We start from the raw sequence: 19004 nt of genomic DNA on the forward strand, positions 1-19004 counted from the left end.
CCGGGTGAGCCGGGGCCGGCGGCGCTGAACCCGGCGCGTGCCACGGCCGATGTCCCCGGCATGGACCAGCGACAGCAGGACGCGGCCACGCGGCGCCGCCCCGGCCCCGCGCTGCTCCTGACGGCCGGCCTGGTCGCGCTGTTCGCCACCGGCATCGGGCCGCGCCCGGCCGGCGCAGCGTGGGACCGGACGTACGACGTCGTCCTCTACAACCTGCCCTACCTCGCCGCCGCGGCGGCGTGCGTGCTGGCGGCGCACCGGGTGCGCACCGAGCGGATCCTCTGGGCCGCGCTCGCGGTCGCGCTGACGCTCGGCGCCGTCGGCAACGCGCTGCGTGTGCTCTCCGCCGGCCTGGAGGGCAACGAGCCGTCCTCCACGCTGTCGCACGCCGTCTCCTTCGCGGCCTACCTGGTCATGTACCTGCCCCTCGTCGTGCTGATCCGCACCCGGGTACCGCGCTTCCACCCCAGCATGTGGCTCGACGGCGTCGTCGCCGCCCTGGGCAGCCTGTCCGCCGGGGTGGCCTTCCTCCTGGGGCCCTACCTCCACACCGCTCCCGGCGAGACGCCGGTGGCCGCCGTCGACCTCGCCGCACCGATCACGACGGTCCTGCTCATCGCCATGCTCATGGCCATCAGCGGCATCCTCGGCGTGCGCCTCGACCGCACCTTCGTGCTGCTCGGCGCGGGGCTGGCCCTGATCTGCGTCTCGGACATCGTCCTGTTCGCCCTCAAGGTGCAGGGCACCTACGTCGACGGCGGCCCGCTCGAGCTGGGCTGGCTGGCCTCCGTCGTCCTGACCGCCGCGGCCGCGGACGGCGCCGTCGAGCGGCCGGCTCCCGTCGACGCTCCCGGCTCGCGCATCGGCTGGCGGCTGCTGGCCGTGCCGCTCGTCTGCCTGGTGGCCAGCCTCGCCGTGCTGAGCCCGGGGTGGTCCGAGCCCGTGCCCGACATCGCCGGCTGGCTGGCCCTCGGCTGCGTGCTGGCCGGTGTCGTCCGCATCGCCGTGACCTTCCGCGAGGTCCGCGGGTACAACCAGGTCAAGCTCGAGTCGCGGACCGACGAGCTGACCGGGCTCGCCAACCGCCGGTCGCTGCTCGAGCGGGCCAAGCGGGTCGTCGCCGCGGCCCGCCGGGACCGGCCCGCCGCGCTCCTGCTGCTCGACCTCGACGGCTTCAAGGAGATCAACGACAGCCTCGGTCACTCCGCCGGTGACGACCTGCTGCGCCAGATCGGCCCGCGGCTGCGCGGCTCCCTGCGGTCCGGCGACGTGCTGGCCCGGCTCGGCGGTGACGAGTTCGCCGTCCTGATGCCGGCCGCGGAGCCCGGCGAGGCGCGCGCGCTCGCCTGGCGGCTGAGCGACCTGCTGCACGCGCCGTTCACGGTGGCCGACGTCCGGCTGCACGTCGGCGTCAGCATCGGCGTCGCGACGACGCCGGCACCGGCGACGACGGTCCAGGAGCTGCTGCACTGCGCCGACGTCGCCATGTACAGCGCCAAGCGGGCCCGCGAACGCGTGCACGTCTACGTGCCCGACCCGGTCACCGGCACCGCCGGCAGCGGGCGGCTGCGCACCATGGAGGAGCTGCGGACCGCCCTGGACGGGGACGAGCTGCGCGTCTTCCTGCAGCCCCAGATGGACCTGCGCGACGGCCGCATCGTGGGCGCCGAGGCCCTGGTCCGGTGGGAGCACCCCACCCGGGGGCTGCTCTCGCCCGCCGACTTCCTGCCGGCGGCCGAGCAGGCCGGCCTCATGCGGCCGCTGACCGACCGGGTGATCGAGCTGGCGCTCGCGGCAGCCGGCCGCTGGTGGCCCGACCGCGCGATCCCGGTGTCGGTCAACCTGTCGGCCGCGAACGTCACCGACCTCGACCTGGCCGCCAAGGTCGCCACCGCGCTGCACCGGCACGGCCTGCCCCCGGCGGCACTCACGCTGGAGCTCGTCGAGGACACCCTCATGGCCGACCCCGAGCGCGGGCGGGGCGTGCTGGCCGAACTGCGCTGCTCCGGCGTCCGGACGTCGATCGACGACTACGGCACCGGGTACAGCTCGCTGGCCTACCTGCGGCACCTGCCGGCCGACGAGCTCAAGCTCGATCGCAGCCTGACCGCGGACGCCGACCGCGATCCCCGTGCGGCGGCCATCGTGCAGAGCACCGTCGCGCTCGCCCATGCCCTCGGGCTGAGCCTGGTGGCCGAGGGAGTCGAGACCCTGGCGATGAGCGCCACGCTCGCCCACCTCGGCTGTGACGTCGCGCAGGGGTACGCCATCGCCCGCCCCATGCCGGTCGACGACTTCCTGCGCTGGCTCGACGCCTCGGACTCCGGGCTCGTCGACGCGACCCTGATCCCCCAGCTCCACCGGGGTCCGAGCCAGGGCTGACTCCGAAGAGTCAGGACGACGCCCTGGAGGTGACGCACGACCGGGCGACACGCCGACCTCGGTGAACACCCTGCGCGACCGAATGTGGACTATGAGCAGGTGACGCCCTCCTTCCCTGCCTCTGACCTGGTCCCCCGCCCGCTCGCGTGGCGGGACCTCGCACCGGACATCCTCCGCCAGCGCCTGGTGATCGAGGGGGTCCCGGCCGGGCCCGTGGACCACGCGCAGATCCGGGCGTACCTCTCGGCGCTGTCCCGCGAGGTGGACATGGTCCAGCTCCTGGAGCCGGTGACGCACCGCTCCGATCTGTACGGCTGGGCCGGCTGGATCCACTGGGAGACGTCCGGGGCGCACTTCTACGCCTGGGAGCAGCCGCGGCTGTTCTTCTCGGTCGACATCTACACCTGCAAGGCGTTCGACCCGGACGTCGCCGTGGCGTTCACCGCCGACTTCTTCGCCGCCCGCACCGTCGTCGCGAAGTCCTTCTGACATGACCCTCCGGCTGCTGGTGGCGCAGTCCCCCGCCGAGCGGGACGCCGCACGACAGGTCGAGGCCCGGGTTTTCCTGCACGCGTTCGGCAACACGCCGGAGCTCCTGGCGCAGGAGTACGGCCCGTACGAGGCGCGATCACGGTTCGTCGTGGTGATCGACGACCGCAGCGGCGAAGCCCTCGGCACCGCACGGCTGATCACCGCGGCCGAGAGCCCGGTGAAGAGCCTGGTCGACGCGGCGGGCGAGCCGTGGCACCTGCCCGTGGCGGACAGCCTGGGCACGGTCGGCCTCGCCGCGCGGGATGTGTGGGACGTGGGGAGCCTGGCCGTGGATCCCCGGTACCGCGCCGGCGCGGCGGGTGCCGAGGTGAGCGTGGCCCTCTGCCACGGGCTGTGGCGGTACGCCCGCAACTGCGACGTCCCGGGCCTGGTCACGATCGTCGACGACCGGGTGCGCCGGTTGCTCCGCGCGATGGGCGTGCCCTGGCAGCCGATGGCGGGAGCGGCGTCCCGGCCCTACCTGGGATCGCCCGCCAGCACCCCGTGCGTGCTCGTCGCGGAGATGGCGGAGGAGGAGATGGCCCGGGCCCGCCCCGACCTCGCGCCGGCGCTGGTCCACGGGCGGTTCCACTCGATCACGCTCGACCCCGCCGACCTGGCAGCGACCCGTGGCACCGTCGGCCGGCCGCCCGCACCGGCCGACCGCCCGGATCGGACGCTTCCGCCGCGCCGCGACACCACCGGGTGGCGACCGCCGACGTCCCGCCGCGCGGAGCAGCTCGCCAACCCGCCGGGCGCGTAGGCCCGGAGCGCGCCGGCTACGGCTACCGCGTGCGCCGCCGTTCGACCGCGGAGCCGGTCGGCACGACACCTGTGCCGACGACGTGTTCAGCCGGGTCCCGGGGCGACGGCTACCCCCTTGGCGTCCGACATCTCCGCACGTCCCCGCTGTCCCGACGCGCCGATGGTCGACGCGCGGGCGATGCTCGCCGTCTGTTCACCCAGCGTGATGGAGCACGACCACGGTGCTCGCAATTCGAGTACTGGCCCGTTCAGAGCCGTGACCGAGGGTGATGCCCAGCCGACACCGGTCGTCTCGGCGCAAGCAGGGGTTGACCGAGGAGCGGCGACGGCCGGATGGTCCGCCCGGCAGAGGCGATCGCCGTCACGCTGCAGGGCAGCCGGTTCTGACGGCACGTCGTGACTCGGGGGGAAAAGCGTCTTGATTGATCGGCCGGAGGCTCGCGGCGATTCGTCGCCCTGCCTTGCGTCGATCGACGGACCTGATCGTTCCGACGCGGCTCCCACTTCACGACGGTGGACCCGTCGGCTGCTGGTCGGCCCTGTCCTGACCGTCGGCGCCTGCGGACTGCTGACCGCCCTGGCCGGTGCTGCTCACGCGGCCCAGGACACCGCGATCGTCGCCGGCGACGCGCCCCGGACCACCGTCGTCCAGGCGTCCGAGGAAGGTCCGGGCGACCGGCTCGACGGAGGCGCGAGAACAGCGGCCGTCGCGGCCACTCCCCTCGAGTCGGCGTCCGACCGTTCGCCGGCGGCTCCCGCTGGCGCCTCCGCGGATCCCGCGGCGCTCCCCACGTCTACTGACACGTCGACGGCGGGCCAGGCCGGAACTCCCGCGGACCCCCCCGGCTCATCGAACGCCGATGCGCCCTCCCCGCCCGCGAGCCCTCGGAGCGAGGAGCGCGACCGGTCGGTCGATCCCTCGATGCAGGGCCCGCTGGACCCGACGCGGACGGCTCCTCCTGCCATCGCGGACCCTCGAGCCAGTGCGGACGCGCCCGGAACGTCATCCGGCAAGACCAGGGGTTCGCCAGGGGAACCAGCCCCCGAGGCCACCTCGAGCAGCTCCCAGGCCGGGACACCACCGAGCCGTGCTGGTGCGAACTCGCCGGACGCAGGGGCCGGCAAGCCGGCTGCTCTTGACGCGACCGCACCCGTCGAGTCCGGCCTACCCACCGCTCCCGAAGCGGACCCCGGCCCACCGGCCGCACCACCAGCCGGCCCCCCGGCCAAGCAGCCTGGTCCCCCGGCTGCACCACCAGCCGGACCCCCAGCCGAACACCCCGGCCCGCCGACCGCACCACCAGCCGGCCCGCGCACCGAGCCACCAGCCGGCCCCCCGGCCAAGCAGCCTGGCCCCCCGGCTGCACCACCAGCCGGTCCGCGCGCCGAGCCACCAGCTGGCCCGCGCACCGAGCCACCAGCCGGCCCCCCGGCCAAGCAGCCTGGCCCCCCGGCTGCACCACCTGCAGGGCCCCCAGCCGAACACCCCGGCCCACCGGCCGCACCACCAGCCGGCCCGCCGACCGCACCACCAGCCGGCCCCCCGGCCAAGCAGCCTGGTCCCCCGGCTGCACCACCTGCAGGGCCCCCAGCCGAACACCCCGGCCCACCGGCCGCACCACCAGCTGGCCCGCGCACCGAGCCACCAGCCGGCCCCCCGGCCAAGCAGCCTGGTCCCCCGGCTGCACCACCTGCAGGGCCCCCAGCCGAACACCCCGGCCCGCCGACCGCACCACCAGCCGGTCCGCGCGCCGAGCCACCAGCTGGTCCCCCGGCCGCACCACCTGTTGGCCTCCCAATCGAGCAGCCGGGTCCTCCGGTCGAGCCCCGCGAGAACCCTGGCCCCCCGGCTGCACCACCAGCCGGCCCCCCGGCCGAGCCGGCCGAGCACCCCGGCCCCCCCGACGAGCACCCCGGCCCGCCGGCCACACCACCTGCCGCACCACCAGCCGGCCCACCTGCCGCACCACCAGCCGGCCCACCTGCCGCACCACCAGCCGGCCCACCTGCCGACCCGGCCACACCACCAGCCGGCCCGCCGGCCACACCACCAGCCGGCCCGCCGGCCGCACCACCAGCCGGCCCGCCGGCCGCACCACCAGCCGGCCCGCCGGCCGCACCACCAGCCGGCCCGCCGGCCGCACCACCAGCCGGCCCGCCGGCCGAGCCGGCCGAGCACCCCGGTCCCCCCGACGAGCGCCCCGGCCCGCCGGCCACAGAACCAGCCGGCCCCTCGACCGCACCTGACTCGCGCACCGATCTCCCCGACGTGGACGCCGGGCCGTCGCCACAGCCCTCGCTCCCGACCGCACCGCCCCTGCCGCCGCTTCCTTCCCCCGTCGGTCCGCCCGTCCCCGGGTCCAGCGCCAGCGCTCCGGACCTGCCCCCGGGCCCACCTGAGCTGCTCCCCGTCCACCGTCCGCTGCGTCCCGGCCCACCGGCAGGCGACCTCCCGCCGGCTGCTCCCGACGTCTCCGCGCCGGCAGCGCAGCCCGCCGGTCCACCCACCACCGCTCTCCCCCCGGGCCCGACGACCCTGCCGGCCGCAGTCCCGCATCCGCAGCAACCAGCGTCGCGGCCGGAGCCCCTTCCGGTCGTCCGGACCCAGACCCCGCCTGCGGTCACCCCGACCGCTCCGGCACCACTCGACACGGCGTCGGCCCCCGAAGCCGGGTCCATGCCCGTCGAGTCGCCCGACCAGGAGCAGGCCACCGCTGTCCCGGCTGTGGAGGGAACTGCGACCGCCGCGACAGCCTCAGGGACGACCTCGGCCATCGGGACGGCCGCCACCCCGGCTGATCACGCCGGTGTGATCGTGGAGGGCTCATCCGCTGAGGTCAGCAGCTCCCCCTCGGCGGCGGGCCTGCTCGACGCCGAGCTGCTGACCTTGCTCGACGGCATCTCGGCCGGCTCGTGCACGACCGCACCAAGGTCCACCGGTGCCCTGGAGCCGAGGACCCGAGCTTCGACGTCGACGACCCGCCCCGATGACGCTGCACGTGCCGTGCTCGCGTCCCCGAGCACGGGGTCCGGAACCACCCCGGGCCCCGTCGACCCACCTCGGCAAACCCTCCCCCAAGGTCTGCCGGTCCCGTCCGCGCCCACCGCGCCGACCGCGCCCGGATCCACCGCCGGCGCCTCCACGTGCGGACACGGGAACCACGACGGCGACCGGACGCTGCACGCCGTGCTCCCCGGCCTCCAGGCGGCCGCCCCTGCCTGCGGCTCCGGCCGTAGCGCCATGGGTCAGGCCTCCGGTGTCGTCACGAGGGCGGACGATCCCGGGGCTCCTCCGGACTGACCGCCGCGGCACCGGGGTCCGACGTGCCGCGACGTCGTCGGATCGCCGAACACCGCTGCCGCATGCCGGGCCTGCGCCACAGGCGCCGCCCGTACGCCCAGGTCACCACGACCGCGGCGCGTGCACACGTAGGCCAGGGAAGCGCGTCACCTCGTCCCTTCCCGGGCTCGACGCCCCGGCACCGCGACAGCCCGGATCACCCACCCCGCAGCTCTACCCCTCCCCGCAGCAGATCGGGTCGACGACGATGATCGACAGCTCTGAACAGTTCACCGCCGACGACGGGAAGTCCGCTCACGGCAGCGGCAGCAGGCCCGAGGACGCCCGAGCGGTTCGTCGCGAGAAGACGCCGCTGCGCAGCGTGGACGTCCTGCCGCAGGATGTCCACGCGCCGCACGGTCCGTCCGAGGACGCCGACCCCTGCGAGGTCCGCCGACTCGAGCAGTTGCGCCCCGTCCCCCCGGTCACCCGGCCCCCCGCCGCCTCCCCGCCTCGGACGAGGCCGGTGTACGACCCGTTCACCGCCCGCCGCCGGCGCCCCCCCGAGTGGTTGGTCACGTACGTGGCGACGCTGGTCATCGGTGACACGCTGGCCACCGGGGTGGCGGTCTGGCTCGCCGCCGCGGTCCCCGGTCCAGGCGCCGCGCCGCAGGGGGCCGCCGCACTCGCCTTCGTGCTCGCCTGGCCGCTCCTGCACCTGCTCCTCGGCTCGTACACCGAACGCCGGTTCGGGAGCGGCCCCGACGAGTTCCGGCGAGTGGTCCTCGTGGGGGTGCTCGCCATGTCGCTGTGCGGCCTGATCGGGACCCTCCCGTGGGAGTCCGGGTCCGACCGCCTCATCCTGGTCGGCGCTCCGGTTGCCGGCGTTCTCTCCCTCGTCGGCCACGGGGTCGCCCGGTGGCGCCTGCACGTCGCGCGGCGGGGAAACCTCAAGACGAAGCAGGTCGTCCTCGTCGGTCGAGACGTCGCCGTCCTCGACCTCGCCAGGCGGATCCGCCGGGATCCCTGTGCCGGACTGGACGTCGTGGGGGTCTGCGTCCCGCAGCCCGACGCCGCTGAGGAGCTCCGGCAGCACGGACTGTCCGTCCTCGGCCGACTGGACGAGGTGACAAAGGTGCTGGACGACGTCCGAGCCGATGCCGTCGTCGTCACCTCGGCCAGTGAGACCGCCGGCGCCTACCTGCGCGAGCTGTCCTGGCGGCTGGAGGGAACGAACATCGAAGTGCTGGTGTGTCCCGGCCTCATCGAGGTGGCGCCGAACAGGCTGCAGGTACGTCCCATGACCAGCCTGCCGCTGATCCAGGTGCGGGAACCTGATTTCCGCGGCAGCCGGCGGCTGGTGAAAGCAGTGCTCGACCGGACCGCAGCCGCCGTCCTGCTGATCGTGGCCACCCCGCTGATGCTGGGCATCACGATCGCCATCCGCGCCACCAGCCCTGGTCCCGCGATCTACCGGCACCGACGGGTCGGCAAGCGGGGCCGGCACTTCGACCTGCTGAAGTTCCGCAGCATGGCCGTCGGCGCCGACCAGCAGGTCGACGCACTCTGGCTGTTGAACGAAGGCAACGAGGTGCAGTTCAAGCTGCGCCGGGATCCGCGGGTCACCCGGGTGGGGCACGTCCTCCGCCGATCCTCCCTGGACGAGCTCCCCCAGCTGATCAACGTGCTGAAGGGCGAGATGTCCTTCGTCGGTCCCCGGCCGCACGTCGACCGGGAGGTCGAGCACTACGGGCCCGACATGCACCGCCGGCTGCTCGTGAAGCCGGGGATCACGGGCTTGTGGCAGGTCAGCGGCCGGTCCGACCTGAGCTGGGAGCAAGCCGTGGAACTCGACGTCCGCTACGTCGAGAACTGGTCGTTGGGTCTCGACCTCACCATCCTGTGGCGCACCCTCCGCGCCGTCACCCGGAGCTGCGGGGCCTACTGAGACCGGGACGGCGGCTACCGGGCCGGGGCCATCAACCCGGCGGCCTCGAGGTGCCCGGCGGCACGCCGCAGGCCCGCGAAGTCCACGCCGGCCACCGAGGCGATGTCCAGCAGCGACGTCGAGCCGTCGGAGTACGCCAGCGCCCAGAGCATCGCCATGACGGCCTCGTCGGCCGCCCGCCCTCCTGTCGTCGGGTAGAGACCCCGCTTGCCCAGCTGCGGCTCCCCGTGCGGGGACAGGTTCTCGTACCGCTCGTCGTTCTCGAGGACGTCGACGATCTCCAGCACGGCGAGATAGGACTCCGCCAGCTGCGAGGGCTTCACGAACGACAGGTCGTCCGCGGAGGTGTGGTACTCGGGGTACTCCCCGTGCGGCGTGCGGGACAGCCGCCCGAAGGGCAGGTCGAAGCCGATGGAGTTGAACTGCCGCTCGTCGTAGCCGTACGGCGAGTAGTCGCGCACCTCGCCACCCCGACCGGCGACGACGTGGGCGGCCGCGCGGTCGATGCCCCGGGTGCCGCGCCGCGAGCGCTTGTACACGAGGCCGCCGGGCCCGCCCAGGCCGGTGAGGACCAGCCCGTGCCGGATCCGGGGCAGCACGTCGGCGTTGCGGCTGAGCCACGTGATGGACCCGATGGTGCCCGGCGCGAAGAGGAACCGGTACGTGTGCCGCCGCTTCGCCAGGGACGTCAGGGTGCGTGCCAGCTCCGTCGCGACGGCGATCCCGGCGAGGTTGTCGTTGGCGAGGGACGGATGGCACAGGTGGGCGCTGACCACGACCTCGTCGGTGCTGTCGCCTGGCACGACCAGCTCGCCATAGGTCAGCTCGCCCGGCACGATGGTGGTGTCGATCACCACGTCGTAGGGCCCCTCGTCCATCGAGCGCAGCTGGCTGTCGGGCAGGCAGAAGCCCCAGTCCCGGTGGTAGTACGTCGTCCGGTAGGGGATCCACTCGGGCTGGTCGGGCCGCGTGTGCAGGTGGGGACGGAGCTCGTCGAGGGTCATCGTGGCGCGCACGGGGACGCTGTAGCCGACCAGGTGCAGGTTGTGCCGCCGGAAGTCGACGACCCGGAGGCCCCGGCGGTCGGCGATGTAGGCGTCCCGCACGTTCCACTCGTCCGGGACCGTCCAGTCGAATGCCTGCGCGCCCGAGGGAACGGCGTGGCGCTGGATGGCGAGGGACTCGCCGAGGATGTCGAGCGTCGCCCGCACACCGTCGCCCGTGATGCTGCGGCAGATCGGGTAGAGCCGGGCCATGGCCGCGTGCATGCTCTCACCGAGCCCGTCGAGGTCCTGGTCACCGGATCGCAGCCGGTCCACGTGACCCGCGAGGCTCACCCGGTCACGCCCTCGAGCGGAGCAGGTCGTCCAGCAGACCCGCGGCCCTGAGCCGGTTTACGCGATGGAGGCGGACATAGCGCTCGCCGTCGAACTCGTCGGCGGTCAGCCCGATCCGGTCCATGTCCGCGGCGAGCTCGTGGATGCCGTCCAGCACCGTCCACTCCGGGCGGAACGAGGGCAGCTCCTGCTTGATCTTGGTGAAGTCGACGCGGTAGTCACGCTTGTCCGCACCCGCGCCCTCGGTGAAGGTCACCGGGGCGTCGAACACGTCGGCGACCGCGGTGGCGATCTGCCGGATCTGCACCACGTCCTCGTCACGGCCGACGTTGAACGCCTGGTCGTGCACCTGCTCACGGGGGGCTTCCAGGACCGCCAGGAATGCCTGCGAGATGTCCTTCACGTGCACGAGCGGTCGCCACGGGGTGCCGTCGCTCTGCAGCCGGACCTCGCCCCGGGTGAACGCCGTCCCGGTCAGGTTGTTGACGACGATGTCGGCCCGCAGGCGCGGCGAGGATCCGTAGGCGGTCGCGTTCCGCAGGTACGTCGGGCTGAAGCGCTCGTCGGCGAGGAGGCTGATGTCCCGCTCGGCGCGCACCTTGCTCTCCCCGTACGGGGTGACCGGGTGGAACGGGCTGGCCTCGGAGACCGGGGCGTCGCCGGCCGCGCCGTAGAGCGAGCACGAGGAGGAGAACAGGAACCGCTCCACCCCGGCGGCCTTGGCCATGCGGGCCACGTGGGCCGCGCCCTCGGCGTTGACCGAGTAGGTGGCCTCCGGGTTGAGGTGCCCGACGGGGTCGTTGGAGATGGCAGCGAGGTGGACGACCGCGTCGAACCCGGACAGGTCGTCGGCGGTGACGTCGCGGATGTCGCCCGTCCGGGAGGAGTAGCCGTGCGGCTGCTTCCCGAAGTCGCAGCCGTCGTACCACCCGGCGTCGAGGCCCTCCACCTCGTGCCCGGCCGCCATCAACAGCGGTACGAGGACCGCCCCGATGTAGCCGCGGTCGCCGTCCACGAGAACACGCATCGGGCACTCACTCCTAGGGTCGTCGATCGGGACGGGGGCCGGCCGTGCTCAGGCCGGTCTGGGGAGCCGGCAGGGGGAGGCGAACCTCCGCAGAGCCGGCGCGACGGGGCGGCCGTGGAGCAGCCCGTCGCACGAGCCGGCCGACAGCGCCGCGGAGTACACCGTCAGGGCCTCGCCCACCGCTTCGACGGTGCGGTCGACGTCCTCGTCGGTGTGCGCGGCCGAGATCACGAACGACTGGCCGAGGACGCCGCGACGGAGCATCTCCTGGAGGAACAGCGTGCGGAACTCCTGGGAGGGCCTCCCGAGGTGGTCGCGCGTCACGAAGACCAGGCAGGAGGACCGGCCCACCACGGTGAAGTGGTCCGCGATGCCCAGCGACGCCGCCGCCGCGTTCGCCCCGTCGGCCAGCCTGCGCCCCTGCGCCTCCATCGCGGCGACCACGTCCCGTTGCCGGTAGGCCTCCGCGACGGCCAGGTAGGCGGCCAGACCCGTGGTCTCCGCACCGTTCGTCGTGGACAGCAGGAAGGCCCTCGGCAGGTCCGTGCGCAGGCCCCCGAGCTCCATGAGCTCGCGCCGGCCCGCCAGGGCCGCCACCGCGAAACCGTTGCCGAGCGCCTTTCCCCAGGTCGAGAGGTCCGGGGTGGTGCCGTAGACCTGCTGCGCACCGCCCGTCGCCCAGCGCATCCCCGTGATGATCTCGTCGAACACCAGGACGAACCCGTCGCGGTCGGCCAGTGCCCGCAGCCCCGCGAGGAAACCCGGCTGCGGATCGGCCATCGCCGTCCCCGCCTCCAGCAGCACGCAGGCGATCCGTCCGGGGTACCGCTCCAGCAGGTCCTCGACGGAGCCGAGGTCGTTGTAGTCGAAGACCACCGAGAGGTCGCGGTGCGGGGCCGGGATCCCGGCGTCCATGTCCGTGGTGCCGATGAACCAGTCGTCGGTGGAGAAGAACGGCTGGGACCGGCACAGGGCCACCAGGTCTCGCCCCGTCACGGCCCGGGCCAGCTTGACCGCCGCGGTCGTGGCGTCGGAACCGTTCTTCGCGAACTTCACCATGTCCGCCCCGGGGACCTGCGCGAGGAACTGCTCCGCCGCCTGCAGCTCCCACACGGACGGCCTGCTGAAACTGACGCCGGACCGCGCCGCTGCGACCACGGCCTCGACCACCGGTGCGTACGCGTGCCCGAGCGTCACCGACCGCAGGCCCATGCCGTACTCGACGAACCAGTTGCCGTCGACGTCCTGCACGTGGGCACCCTGCCCGCGGGCGATCACGGGTGCCATGCCCTCGGGGTACTGGTCGGACCCGCGCGCGTAGGTGTGCGCTCCCCCGGGCACCAGCTCGTGCAGGCGCTGCTGCAGGGCGGTCGAGGTCGCGAAGGTCCGGTCCTCCGCCCAGGAGCTCATCCGGCCCTCCCCGCAGCGATGTCGACGAGCAGCTTCTGGCACACGAAGCCCTCGGCGTAGCGGGACCTGCTCTCCATCCCGCGCAGACGCATGAGACCGCGGAAGACCTCGTCGTCCCACCAGTCCCGGCCTCCCTGCGAGGGGAAGCAGCGGTGCAGCAGCTCGACCTTCCGGTGCGCCTCGGTCTCCGTCAGGCGGACGTAGGCGTTGGGGGGACGCAGGTCCCCGTCCCACTTGGGGATCTCGTAGTGCAGCACCAGCGCGTCCCGCCACACCGTCGTCACCAGGCGGCCCAGGAGACGGTGGTCCTGGTGGGCGTCGTCGACCCGGGGCGCCAGGACGACGGTCGGCCGCAGGTCCCGGGCCGAGTCCTCGAGGGTCTCCTTGACGGCGTCCCAGTGCGCCGGCAGTCGCCCGTCCGGCAGGTCCAGGACCCGCACGGTGGCGCCCGGGAAGAACTGCGGCAGGGCGGCGGCGGCCTCCTCCTGCCGCTCGGGGGTGCCGGTCAGGACCAGCCCGTGCACCGTCGTGGACGGGCGGCCGGCCAGGGTCAGGAGGGTGCCACCGCAGCCGATCTCGATGTCGTCGGGGTGGGCGCCCACGCACAGGATGTCGAGCCGGCCGCCGGGCGGCGTCACGCCGATCACGACGCCACGTCTCTTCCCCGGGTCCCGGAGGATCCTCGCCGGCTACCCGGCATCGACCGCACTGGGCTCCGGCAGGACGACCGGGACGACCCGGGGTCCCGGGTCGACAGGCCTCTCCCGCCACACGGCCCACGGGCTGATCCCGCTCCGGTACTGGTCCTCGAGGGCGCTCCGCTCCTTGAGGGTGTCCATCGGGGCCCAGAAGCCGTCGTAGGAGGTGGCACAGAGCTTGCCGTGCGCCGCGGCCCGCGCGAACCCGTCCATGACGAGGTCGTCGCCCTCTTCCAGGTAGTCGTAGATCGTCTGCCGCAGGATGAAGTAGCCCCCGTTGATGCGCATGGACATGTCCGCGACCGGGGTGAGGCCGGTGACCCGATCCCCTCCCGCCGTCTCCACGACGTGGAACGAGTCCTGGGGCTTGACCGCGAGCAGGCTCGCCACCGCGTCCTTGGACTCGAACTCGTCGATGAGGTCGTTCATGGGCGCGTCGGTCAGCACGTCGCCGTAGTTGGCCAGGAAGATCTCGTCGCCCTCGAGGTAGGGACGCACCCGGCGCAGCCGCTCGCCGATGGCCGTGGAGATTCCCGTGTCGATGAAGGTGATCGTCCACTCGCTGATGTCGGTGGCGAGCATCTCCACGTGCCGGCCGCCCTTGGTGAGCACGAAGTCGTTGGAATTCGTCTCCCGGTAGTCGAGAAAGTAGTTCTTCACCGCATCGGCCCCGTAACCGAGGCAGAGGATGAACTCCTTGTGGCCGAAGTGCGCGTAGTACCGCATCACGTGCCACAGCACCGGCCGGCTGCCGATGGGCATCATCGGCTTGGGCAGCGACTCCGGACCCGTCCGGATCCGCATGCCCAACCCGCCGCAGAATATGACGACCTTCATGGATGTCCTCCCTCGGGCCTTCAGAGAATCTCGAGCCGGGGCAGCGCCACGACGAGCCTGCCGCCCCAGTCCCGGACGTAGCTGAGCTGGTCGGATATCTCCTCCCTGAGATTCCAGGGCATGATCAGGACGTAGTCCGGCCGGGCCTCCGCGAGCGCCTCGGGCGCATGGATCGGGATGTGCGTCCCCGGCAGGAACCTGCCCTGCTTGAACGGGTTCCGGTCGACGGAGAAGGCGACCAGGTCCGACCGGACACCGCAGTGGTTGAGCAGCGTGTTGCCCTTGCCGGGCGCGCCGTAGGCCACGACCGTCTCGCCCCGGCGGGAGCGTTCCACGAGGAACTCCACCAGGTCGTTGCGCACCCGGGCGACGGCCAGGGCGAACCCGGCGTGGCCCTCGAGGGTGCTCAGGCCCGCTGCCCGCTCGTCAGCGAGCACGGCGGCCACGGCGGCGCTCGGTGGCGTGGCCGACTCGGCCGGCATCGACCAGGTGCGCAGCGACCCGCCGTGCGTCGGCAGCTCCTCGACGTCCACGACCACGAGGCCCGCCTCGGCCAGGACCCGCTGCGTCGTCAGGAGCGACAGGTACGAGTAGTGCTCGTGGTAGATGGTGTCGTACTCGTTGCCCTCGATGAGCCGCAGCAGGTGCGGGATCTCGATGGTGACCGTCCCGCCGTCGGCCACCAGCCGGCGCAGGCCCCTGGCGAAGTCGACGATGTCGGGGACGTGGGCGAACACGTTGTTGGCCACGACCAGGTCGGCCGCCCCGTGCCGGGCCGCGACGTCGGCGCCGGTCGCCTCCCCGAGGAAGACGACCTCGGTCGGGACACCGCGGGCGACGGCTGCCTCCGCCACGTTGGCCGCAGGCTCGATGCCGAGCGCCCGGATGCCCCGGTGGACGACGTGCTCGAGGAGGTAGCCGTCGTTGCTCGCCACCTCGACGATGAAGGAGTCCGGTCCGAGACCCAGCCTTCCGACGGCCTCCTCGACGAAACCCTTGGCGTGCGCCACCCAGGAGTCGCTGTAGGAGGAGAAGTACGCGTAGTGGCTGAAGATGTCGCCCGCGTCGATGTAGGCCGGCAGCTGCACCAGGAGGCACCGGGCGCAGATGCGCACGTGCAGCGGGTAGAACGTCTCGGCGGTGTCGAGCTGGTCGGCCGTCAGGTAGCTCTCGCAGGGTGGGGACATCCCCAGGTCCACGAAGGTGTCGACCAGGGGTGCGGAGCAGAGTCGGCAGTGCGGTGCGCTCATGTACGCCACCTCGACGTCGTCCGGAACGGGTGACATGCTCGGCTGCCGTCGACGGCAGCACGGGCGGAGGAGCGGGGACCATGCGCTGGAGCTCCACACGCATCCCGGGCGTCATCGAGTTCACGCCCTCGCCGCACGTGGACGACCGGGGGTTCTTCAGCCGGACGTTCGATGCGGACGTCGCTCGTGAGGCGGGGGTGGACCCGCACGGCTTCGTCCAGGACAGCATGTCGCGGTCCCGGCAGGGCGTGATCCGCGGGCTGCACGTCCGCGTCGGGGACGGCGAGAGCAAGCTGGTCCGCTGCTCGTCGGGACGGGTCTTCGACGTCGTCGTCGACCTCCGCCCGGGGTCCCCCACCCACCTGGAATGGATCTCGGTCGTCCTCGACGGGGAGCAGCAGAACTCGATCTACATCCCGGCCGGCTGCGCCCACGGGTTCCAGGCCCTCACCGAACCTGCGGACACGGCTTACCGGATCGACCGGCGTCACGATCCCCACGAAGACCTCACCATCGCCCACGACGACCCCCAGCTCGCTGTCCCATGGCCGCTCCCCGCCGTCGCGATGTCACGGTCCGACGCCACGGCGCCCCCACTGGCGCAGTTGTCGGCGTCGCTGAGCACCATCAGGGCCGGAGTGCGGACGGACGGGCCGCCGGCGGGGTGATCCGGAGCCAGGGACGGGAAGCTCGTCGCTGTGGGCCCGTTCGGGCCCGCACGCCGGGAGAGTGCGACCTCCAGCAGAGCTTCATGATGGCGCCCTCCCCTTCCGCCCAGCGGTGCGGCGAACCCTCGGCCGGCAGCCGCCGCCCGTACATCCGCGCACGTTAGGGACGAGGCAGGAGCGGAGGGAGTTCTGCCTCCCGCCGATCAGCCGCCCCAGCGCGCCCCCACGAGGCGTGCGGGCTCGGTGACGCAGGCCCCCGCGGACGCCTCGCGGGGGGCGATACCCGCCGGGCCCGGTGCGTGCCGCGGTACCTTCCGACAGCCGACGCGGGGGGACGCACGGTCGCCGATGGGCTCTTCGGCCTCGATCGGGCCGCGCCGCCGTGACCCCGGGCTGGTCACGACTCGCGGGCGGTGTGCCGTGTCCGCCGCCACCCGCGGGAGGGGAGGACCCACCGATGCGAGTTCTCGTGGAGAACGGCGAGTACTGGCTCAACAACAAGGGCGACCAGGCCATGCTGGACGTGTCGGTCGGGCGGTGCACCGAACGCTGGCCCGGGGCGCGCATCGGCGTCCTCACGTCGGCGCCCCGGCTGCTCCAGGCCTACGAACCGGCGGCGGAACCGATCTGGTACGAGCGCGGCGGCGCCTGGAACGGCCGTGGCCCGGTCGGGCTCCCCGGGGTGGCCGACCTGCTGGACCGGCTGGGCCCGTCACGCACCGGCCCGGTGCTGAACGGCTGGGACGCCGTCGTCGCCCGCACCGCCCGCATCCACCGCGGTTCGTCGCCCCCGCCGCCTCGGGCGGAGCGCGTCCTGCACCGCGACGGTGGCACCTTGCCCGACGCGCTGGCCGAGGCGTCCGGTGTCATCGCCATCGGCGGCGGATACCTCACGGACGTCGACCGCTCGCAGACCGCCCGCACGCTCGACCTCCTCGAGTACGCGACCGCGCGGCGCATCCCCACCGCGATGCTGGGGCAGGGGATCGGCCCGTTGGAGGACGGCGATCTCCGGGAGCGGGCAGCCCGGGTCCTGCCGGCCGTCGGGCTGATCGCCCTCCGCGAGGGGCTGCGAGGTCCCGCCGTGCTCCGCGGGCTCGGGGTCCGGGACGACCGCATCGTGGTCACCGGTGACGACGCCGTGGAGCTGGGGTACGGGCTGCGCCCGGACCGGCTCGGCGCAGCGATCGGCGTCTGTCTCCGCATAGCGGACTACTCACCCGTCGGGTCTGCGACGCGCGCCGCGGTCGGTCGGGGGCTGCGGGCGGCCGCGCGCGAGCACCGGGCCGCGCTCGCTCCCGTCATCGTCTCCGAGCACGGCGCCGAGGACCGGAGGGCGACGCTGCCCCTGGTCGAGGAGGCGCTCGACGTCCTACCGCCCCCCGGCCGCTTCGCTCCCGCACGCGAGCTGATCCGGCGGGTCGGGGAGTGCCGGGTGATGGTCACCGGCGCCTACCACGCCGCGGTCTTCGCGATGTCGCAGGGGATCCCGGTCGTCGCCCTCTCGAGCTCGCAGTACTACGACGACAAGTTCGAGGGCCTGGCCGACATGTTCGGCTGCGGTCTCGACCTCGTCCGCCTCGCGGCCGACGACGACAGCGTGGCGGAACGGCTCCTCGGGGCAGTGTCCGGACGGTGGCGTGCGGCACCGGATCAGCGGGCCGCTCTCCTGGAGAGCGCGTCGCACCAGGTCGGGCTCAGCCGCGCGGCGTTCGACCAGGCGGCCACGTTGCTGGAGGGAGGAGCGGCGTGACGCCGAACATCACCCTGGTGCACGAGCGGTTCACCGAGGTCGCCGGTTCCGAGCACGTCGTCGAGCAGCTCTCCGTCCAGTGGCCGGCCGCGCCGGTCCACGTGGCGCTGGCACGCCCGTCCGGTGTCCCCGCCGGGCTGAACCCACCGGAGACCACCTGGTTGGACCACCTCTACCGGCTCCTCGGGCGCAGGACGTACGCACCGCTGACCCCGCTCATGCCGAGCGCGTTCCGCGGGATGAGGTTGGACGGGGCCGATGTCGTCGTCATCAGCCACCACGCCTTCGCCACGCAGGCGGCCTTCGCGACCTCGGCGCCCACGGTCGCCTACGTCCACAGCCCGGCGCGGTGGGCGTGGGAGACCTCGATGCGCTCCGGAGAGGGCGGCGGGCGGCTGGGTGCCTCCGCCCTGCGGGCGCTCGCCTCCGCCGCGCGGCGGGACGAACTCGCCGCGGCTCCCCGGCTCACCGCGATCGTGGCGAACTCGACAGCGGTCGCGGACCGCATCCGGCGGTGGTGGGACCGGGACGCCGTCGTCGTCCACCCGCCGGTGGACACGGAGGCGTTCACCCCTGACCCGGGCCTGCCTCGGGAGGATTTCTTCCTCCTGGCGGGCCGGCTCGTGCCCTACAAGCGACCGGATGTGGCGATCAGGGCGGCGAACCTGGCCGGCGCACCGCTGGTCGTGGTCGGGGACGGGCGCAGCGCCGATCTGTGCCGGAAGCTGGCCGGCCCGACGGTCCGCTTCGCCGGGCGGGTGCCCCACGCGGACCTGCTCGACCTGCAGCGAAGAGCACGGGCCCTGCTGATGCCAGGTGTCGAGGACTTCGGCATCGTCCCCGTCGAAGCGATGGCGTGCGGTACCCCGGTCATCGCGCTCGGCGCGGGTGGCGTGCTGGACACCGTCCTCCCCGGCGTCACCGGGCAGTTCGTGGCGGCCTCCGCCTCGGACGAGTCGGTGGTCGAGAGCTTCGCGACCGCGCTGTCCGAGTTCGAGGACGCGGACTACGACCGCGTCCGCATCCGCAGGCACGCCGAGGGCTTCTCCCGCCCGATCTTCCGGCGGCGCATGCAGGAGGTCGTGGACGGCGTGCTGGGCTGACTGCTGCCCGGATCG

The 19004-nt window shown here is 73.5% G+C and carries 13 protein-coding genes; 7 read left to right on the forward strand and 6 right to left on the reverse strand.

The window, feature by feature from the left end:
* The first annotated feature begins 60 nt into the window (after positions 1–60).
* From O2W17_RS08015 to O2W17_RS08030, 4 genes are all read left to right on the forward strand, one after another.
* Positions 61–2382, forward strand: coding sequence for a putative bifunctional diguanylate cyclase/phosphodiesterase (locus O2W17_RS08015; RefSeq protein ID WP_269191871.1), 2322 nt, complete (start codon positions 61–63; stop codon positions 2380–2382).
* Between the two features lie 84 nt (positions 2383–2466).
* The gene (locus tag O2W17_RS08020) at positions 2467–2871 is read left to right on the forward strand and encodes an S-adenosylmethionine decarboxylase (protein WP_269191872.1); all 405 of its coding nucleotides are present in this window, start codon (positions 2467–2469) and stop codon (positions 2869–2871) included.
* 1 nt (position 2872) lies between these two features.
* Positions 2873–3676, forward strand: a complete 804-nt coding sequence (locus O2W17_RS08025; RefSeq protein WP_269191873.1) for a hypothetical protein — start codon at positions 2873–2875, stop codon at positions 3674–3676.
* 3550 nt (positions 3677–7226) lie between these two features.
* Positions 7227–8906, forward strand: a complete 1680-nt coding sequence (locus O2W17_RS08030) for a sugar transferase (protein ID WP_269191874.1) — start codon at positions 7227–7229, stop codon at positions 8904–8906.
* A gap of 14 nt (positions 8907–8920) precedes the next feature.
* Here O2W17_RS08030 and O2W17_RS08035 read toward each other — a convergent pair whose 3' ends face one another.
* The 6 genes from O2W17_RS08035 to O2W17_RS08060 are packed head-to-tail and all read right to left on the reverse strand — an operon-like array spanning position 8921 to position 15465.
* Positions 8921–10225, reverse strand: a complete 1305-nt coding sequence (locus O2W17_RS08035; RefSeq protein ID WP_269191875.1) for a DUF4910 domain-containing protein — start codon at positions 10223–10225, stop codon at positions 8921–8923.
* A gap of 22 nt (positions 10226–10247) precedes the next feature.
* Positions 10248–11270: an NAD-dependent epimerase/dehydratase family protein gene (locus O2W17_RS08040; protein ID WP_269191876.1), complete on the reverse strand. Its 1023-nt coding sequence runs from the start codon at positions 11268–11270 to the stop codon at positions 10248–10250.
* 48 nt (positions 11271–11318) lie between these two features.
* Entirely contained in the window at positions 11319–12680 is a 1362-nt protein-coding gene (locus O2W17_RS08045) for a glutamate-1-semialdehyde 2,1-aminomutase (RefSeq protein WP_269191877.1), read from the reverse strand.
* On the reverse strand, positions 12677–13327 hold the full coding sequence (locus O2W17_RS08050; RefSeq protein ID WP_269191878.1) for a PIG-L deacetylase family protein: 651 nt from the start codon (positions 13325–13327) through the stop codon (positions 12677–12679). The genes O2W17_RS08045 and O2W17_RS08050 overlap by 4 nt, the downstream gene beginning before the upstream one ends.
* A 42-nt stretch (positions 13328–13369) precedes the next feature.
* A complete protein-coding gene (locus tag O2W17_RS08055) occupies positions 13370–14215 on the reverse strand; it encodes a sugar phosphate nucleotidyltransferase (protein WP_269191879.1) in 846 nt (281 codons plus the stop codon).
* A 20-nt stretch (positions 14216–14235) separates the two neighbouring features.
* Positions 14236–15465, reverse strand: a complete 1230-nt coding sequence (locus tag O2W17_RS08060) for a class I SAM-dependent methyltransferase (protein WP_269191880.1) — start codon at positions 15463–15465, stop codon at positions 14236–14238.
* A gap of 80 nt (positions 15466–15545) precedes the next feature.
* Here O2W17_RS08060 and O2W17_RS08065 point away from each other — a divergent pair, with 80 nt between their 5' ends.
* From O2W17_RS08065 to O2W17_RS08075, 3 genes are all read left to right on the forward strand, one after another.
* The gene (locus O2W17_RS08065) at positions 15546–16133 is read left to right on the forward strand and encodes a dTDP-4-dehydrorhamnose 3,5-epimerase family protein (RefSeq protein WP_269191881.1); all 588 of its coding nucleotides are present in this window, start codon (positions 15546–15548) and stop codon (positions 16131–16133) included.
* A 457-nt stretch (positions 16134–16590) separates the two neighbouring features.
* A complete protein-coding gene (locus tag O2W17_RS08070; protein ID WP_269191882.1) occupies positions 16591–17886 on the forward strand; it encodes a polysaccharide pyruvyl transferase family protein in 1296 nt (431 codons plus the stop codon).
* A complete protein-coding gene (locus O2W17_RS08075) occupies positions 17883–18989 on the forward strand; it encodes a glycosyltransferase (RefSeq protein ID WP_269191883.1) in 1107 nt (368 codons plus the stop codon). Before O2W17_RS08070 ends, O2W17_RS08075 begins: the two co-directional genes overlap by 4 nt.
* Positions 18990–19004: the final 15 nt, after the last annotated feature.

This window comes from Blastococcus sp. VKM Ac-2987 (genome assembly GCF_026967805.1).
GTDB lineage: Bacteria > Actinomycetota > Actinomycetes > Mycobacteriales > Geodermatophilaceae > Blastococcus.

Excerpts from the sequence above, each read along its gene's own strand:
- O2W17_RS08015 (WP_269191871.1), top strand. The coding sequence starts at position 61 with ATGGACCAGCGACAGCAGGACGCGGCCACGCGGCGCCGCCCCGGCCCC.
- O2W17_RS08025 (WP_269191873.1), top strand. The coding sequence starts at position 2,873 with ATGACCCTCCGGCTGCTGGTGGCGCAGTCCCCCGCCGAGCGGGACGCC.
- O2W17_RS08030 (WP_269191874.1), top strand. The coding sequence starts at position 7,227 with ATGATCGACAGCTCTGAACAGTTCACCGCCGACGACGGGAAGTCCGCT.
- O2W17_RS08040 (WP_269191876.1), bottom strand. The coding sequence starts at position 11,270 with ATGCGTGTTCTCGTGGACGGCGACCGCGGCTACATCGGGGCGGTCCTC.
- O2W17_RS08045 (WP_269191877.1), bottom strand. The coding sequence starts at position 12,680 with ATGAGCTCCTGGGCGGAGGACCGGACCTTCGCGACCTCGACCGCCCTG.
- O2W17_RS08055 (WP_269191879.1), bottom strand. The coding sequence starts at position 14,215 with ATGAAGGTCGTCATATTCTGCGGCGGGTTGGGCATGCGGATCCGGACG.
- O2W17_RS08060 (WP_269191880.1), bottom strand. The coding sequence starts at position 15,465 with ATGAGCGCACCGCACTGCCGACTCTGCTCCGCACCCCTGGTCGACACC.
- O2W17_RS08065 (WP_269191881.1), top strand. The coding sequence starts at position 15,546 with ATGCGCTGGAGCTCCACACGCATCCCGGGCGTCATCGAGTTCACGCCC.
- O2W17_RS08070 (WP_269191882.1), top strand. The coding sequence starts at position 16,591 with ATGCGAGTTCTCGTGGAGAACGGCGAGTACTGGCTCAACAACAAGGGC.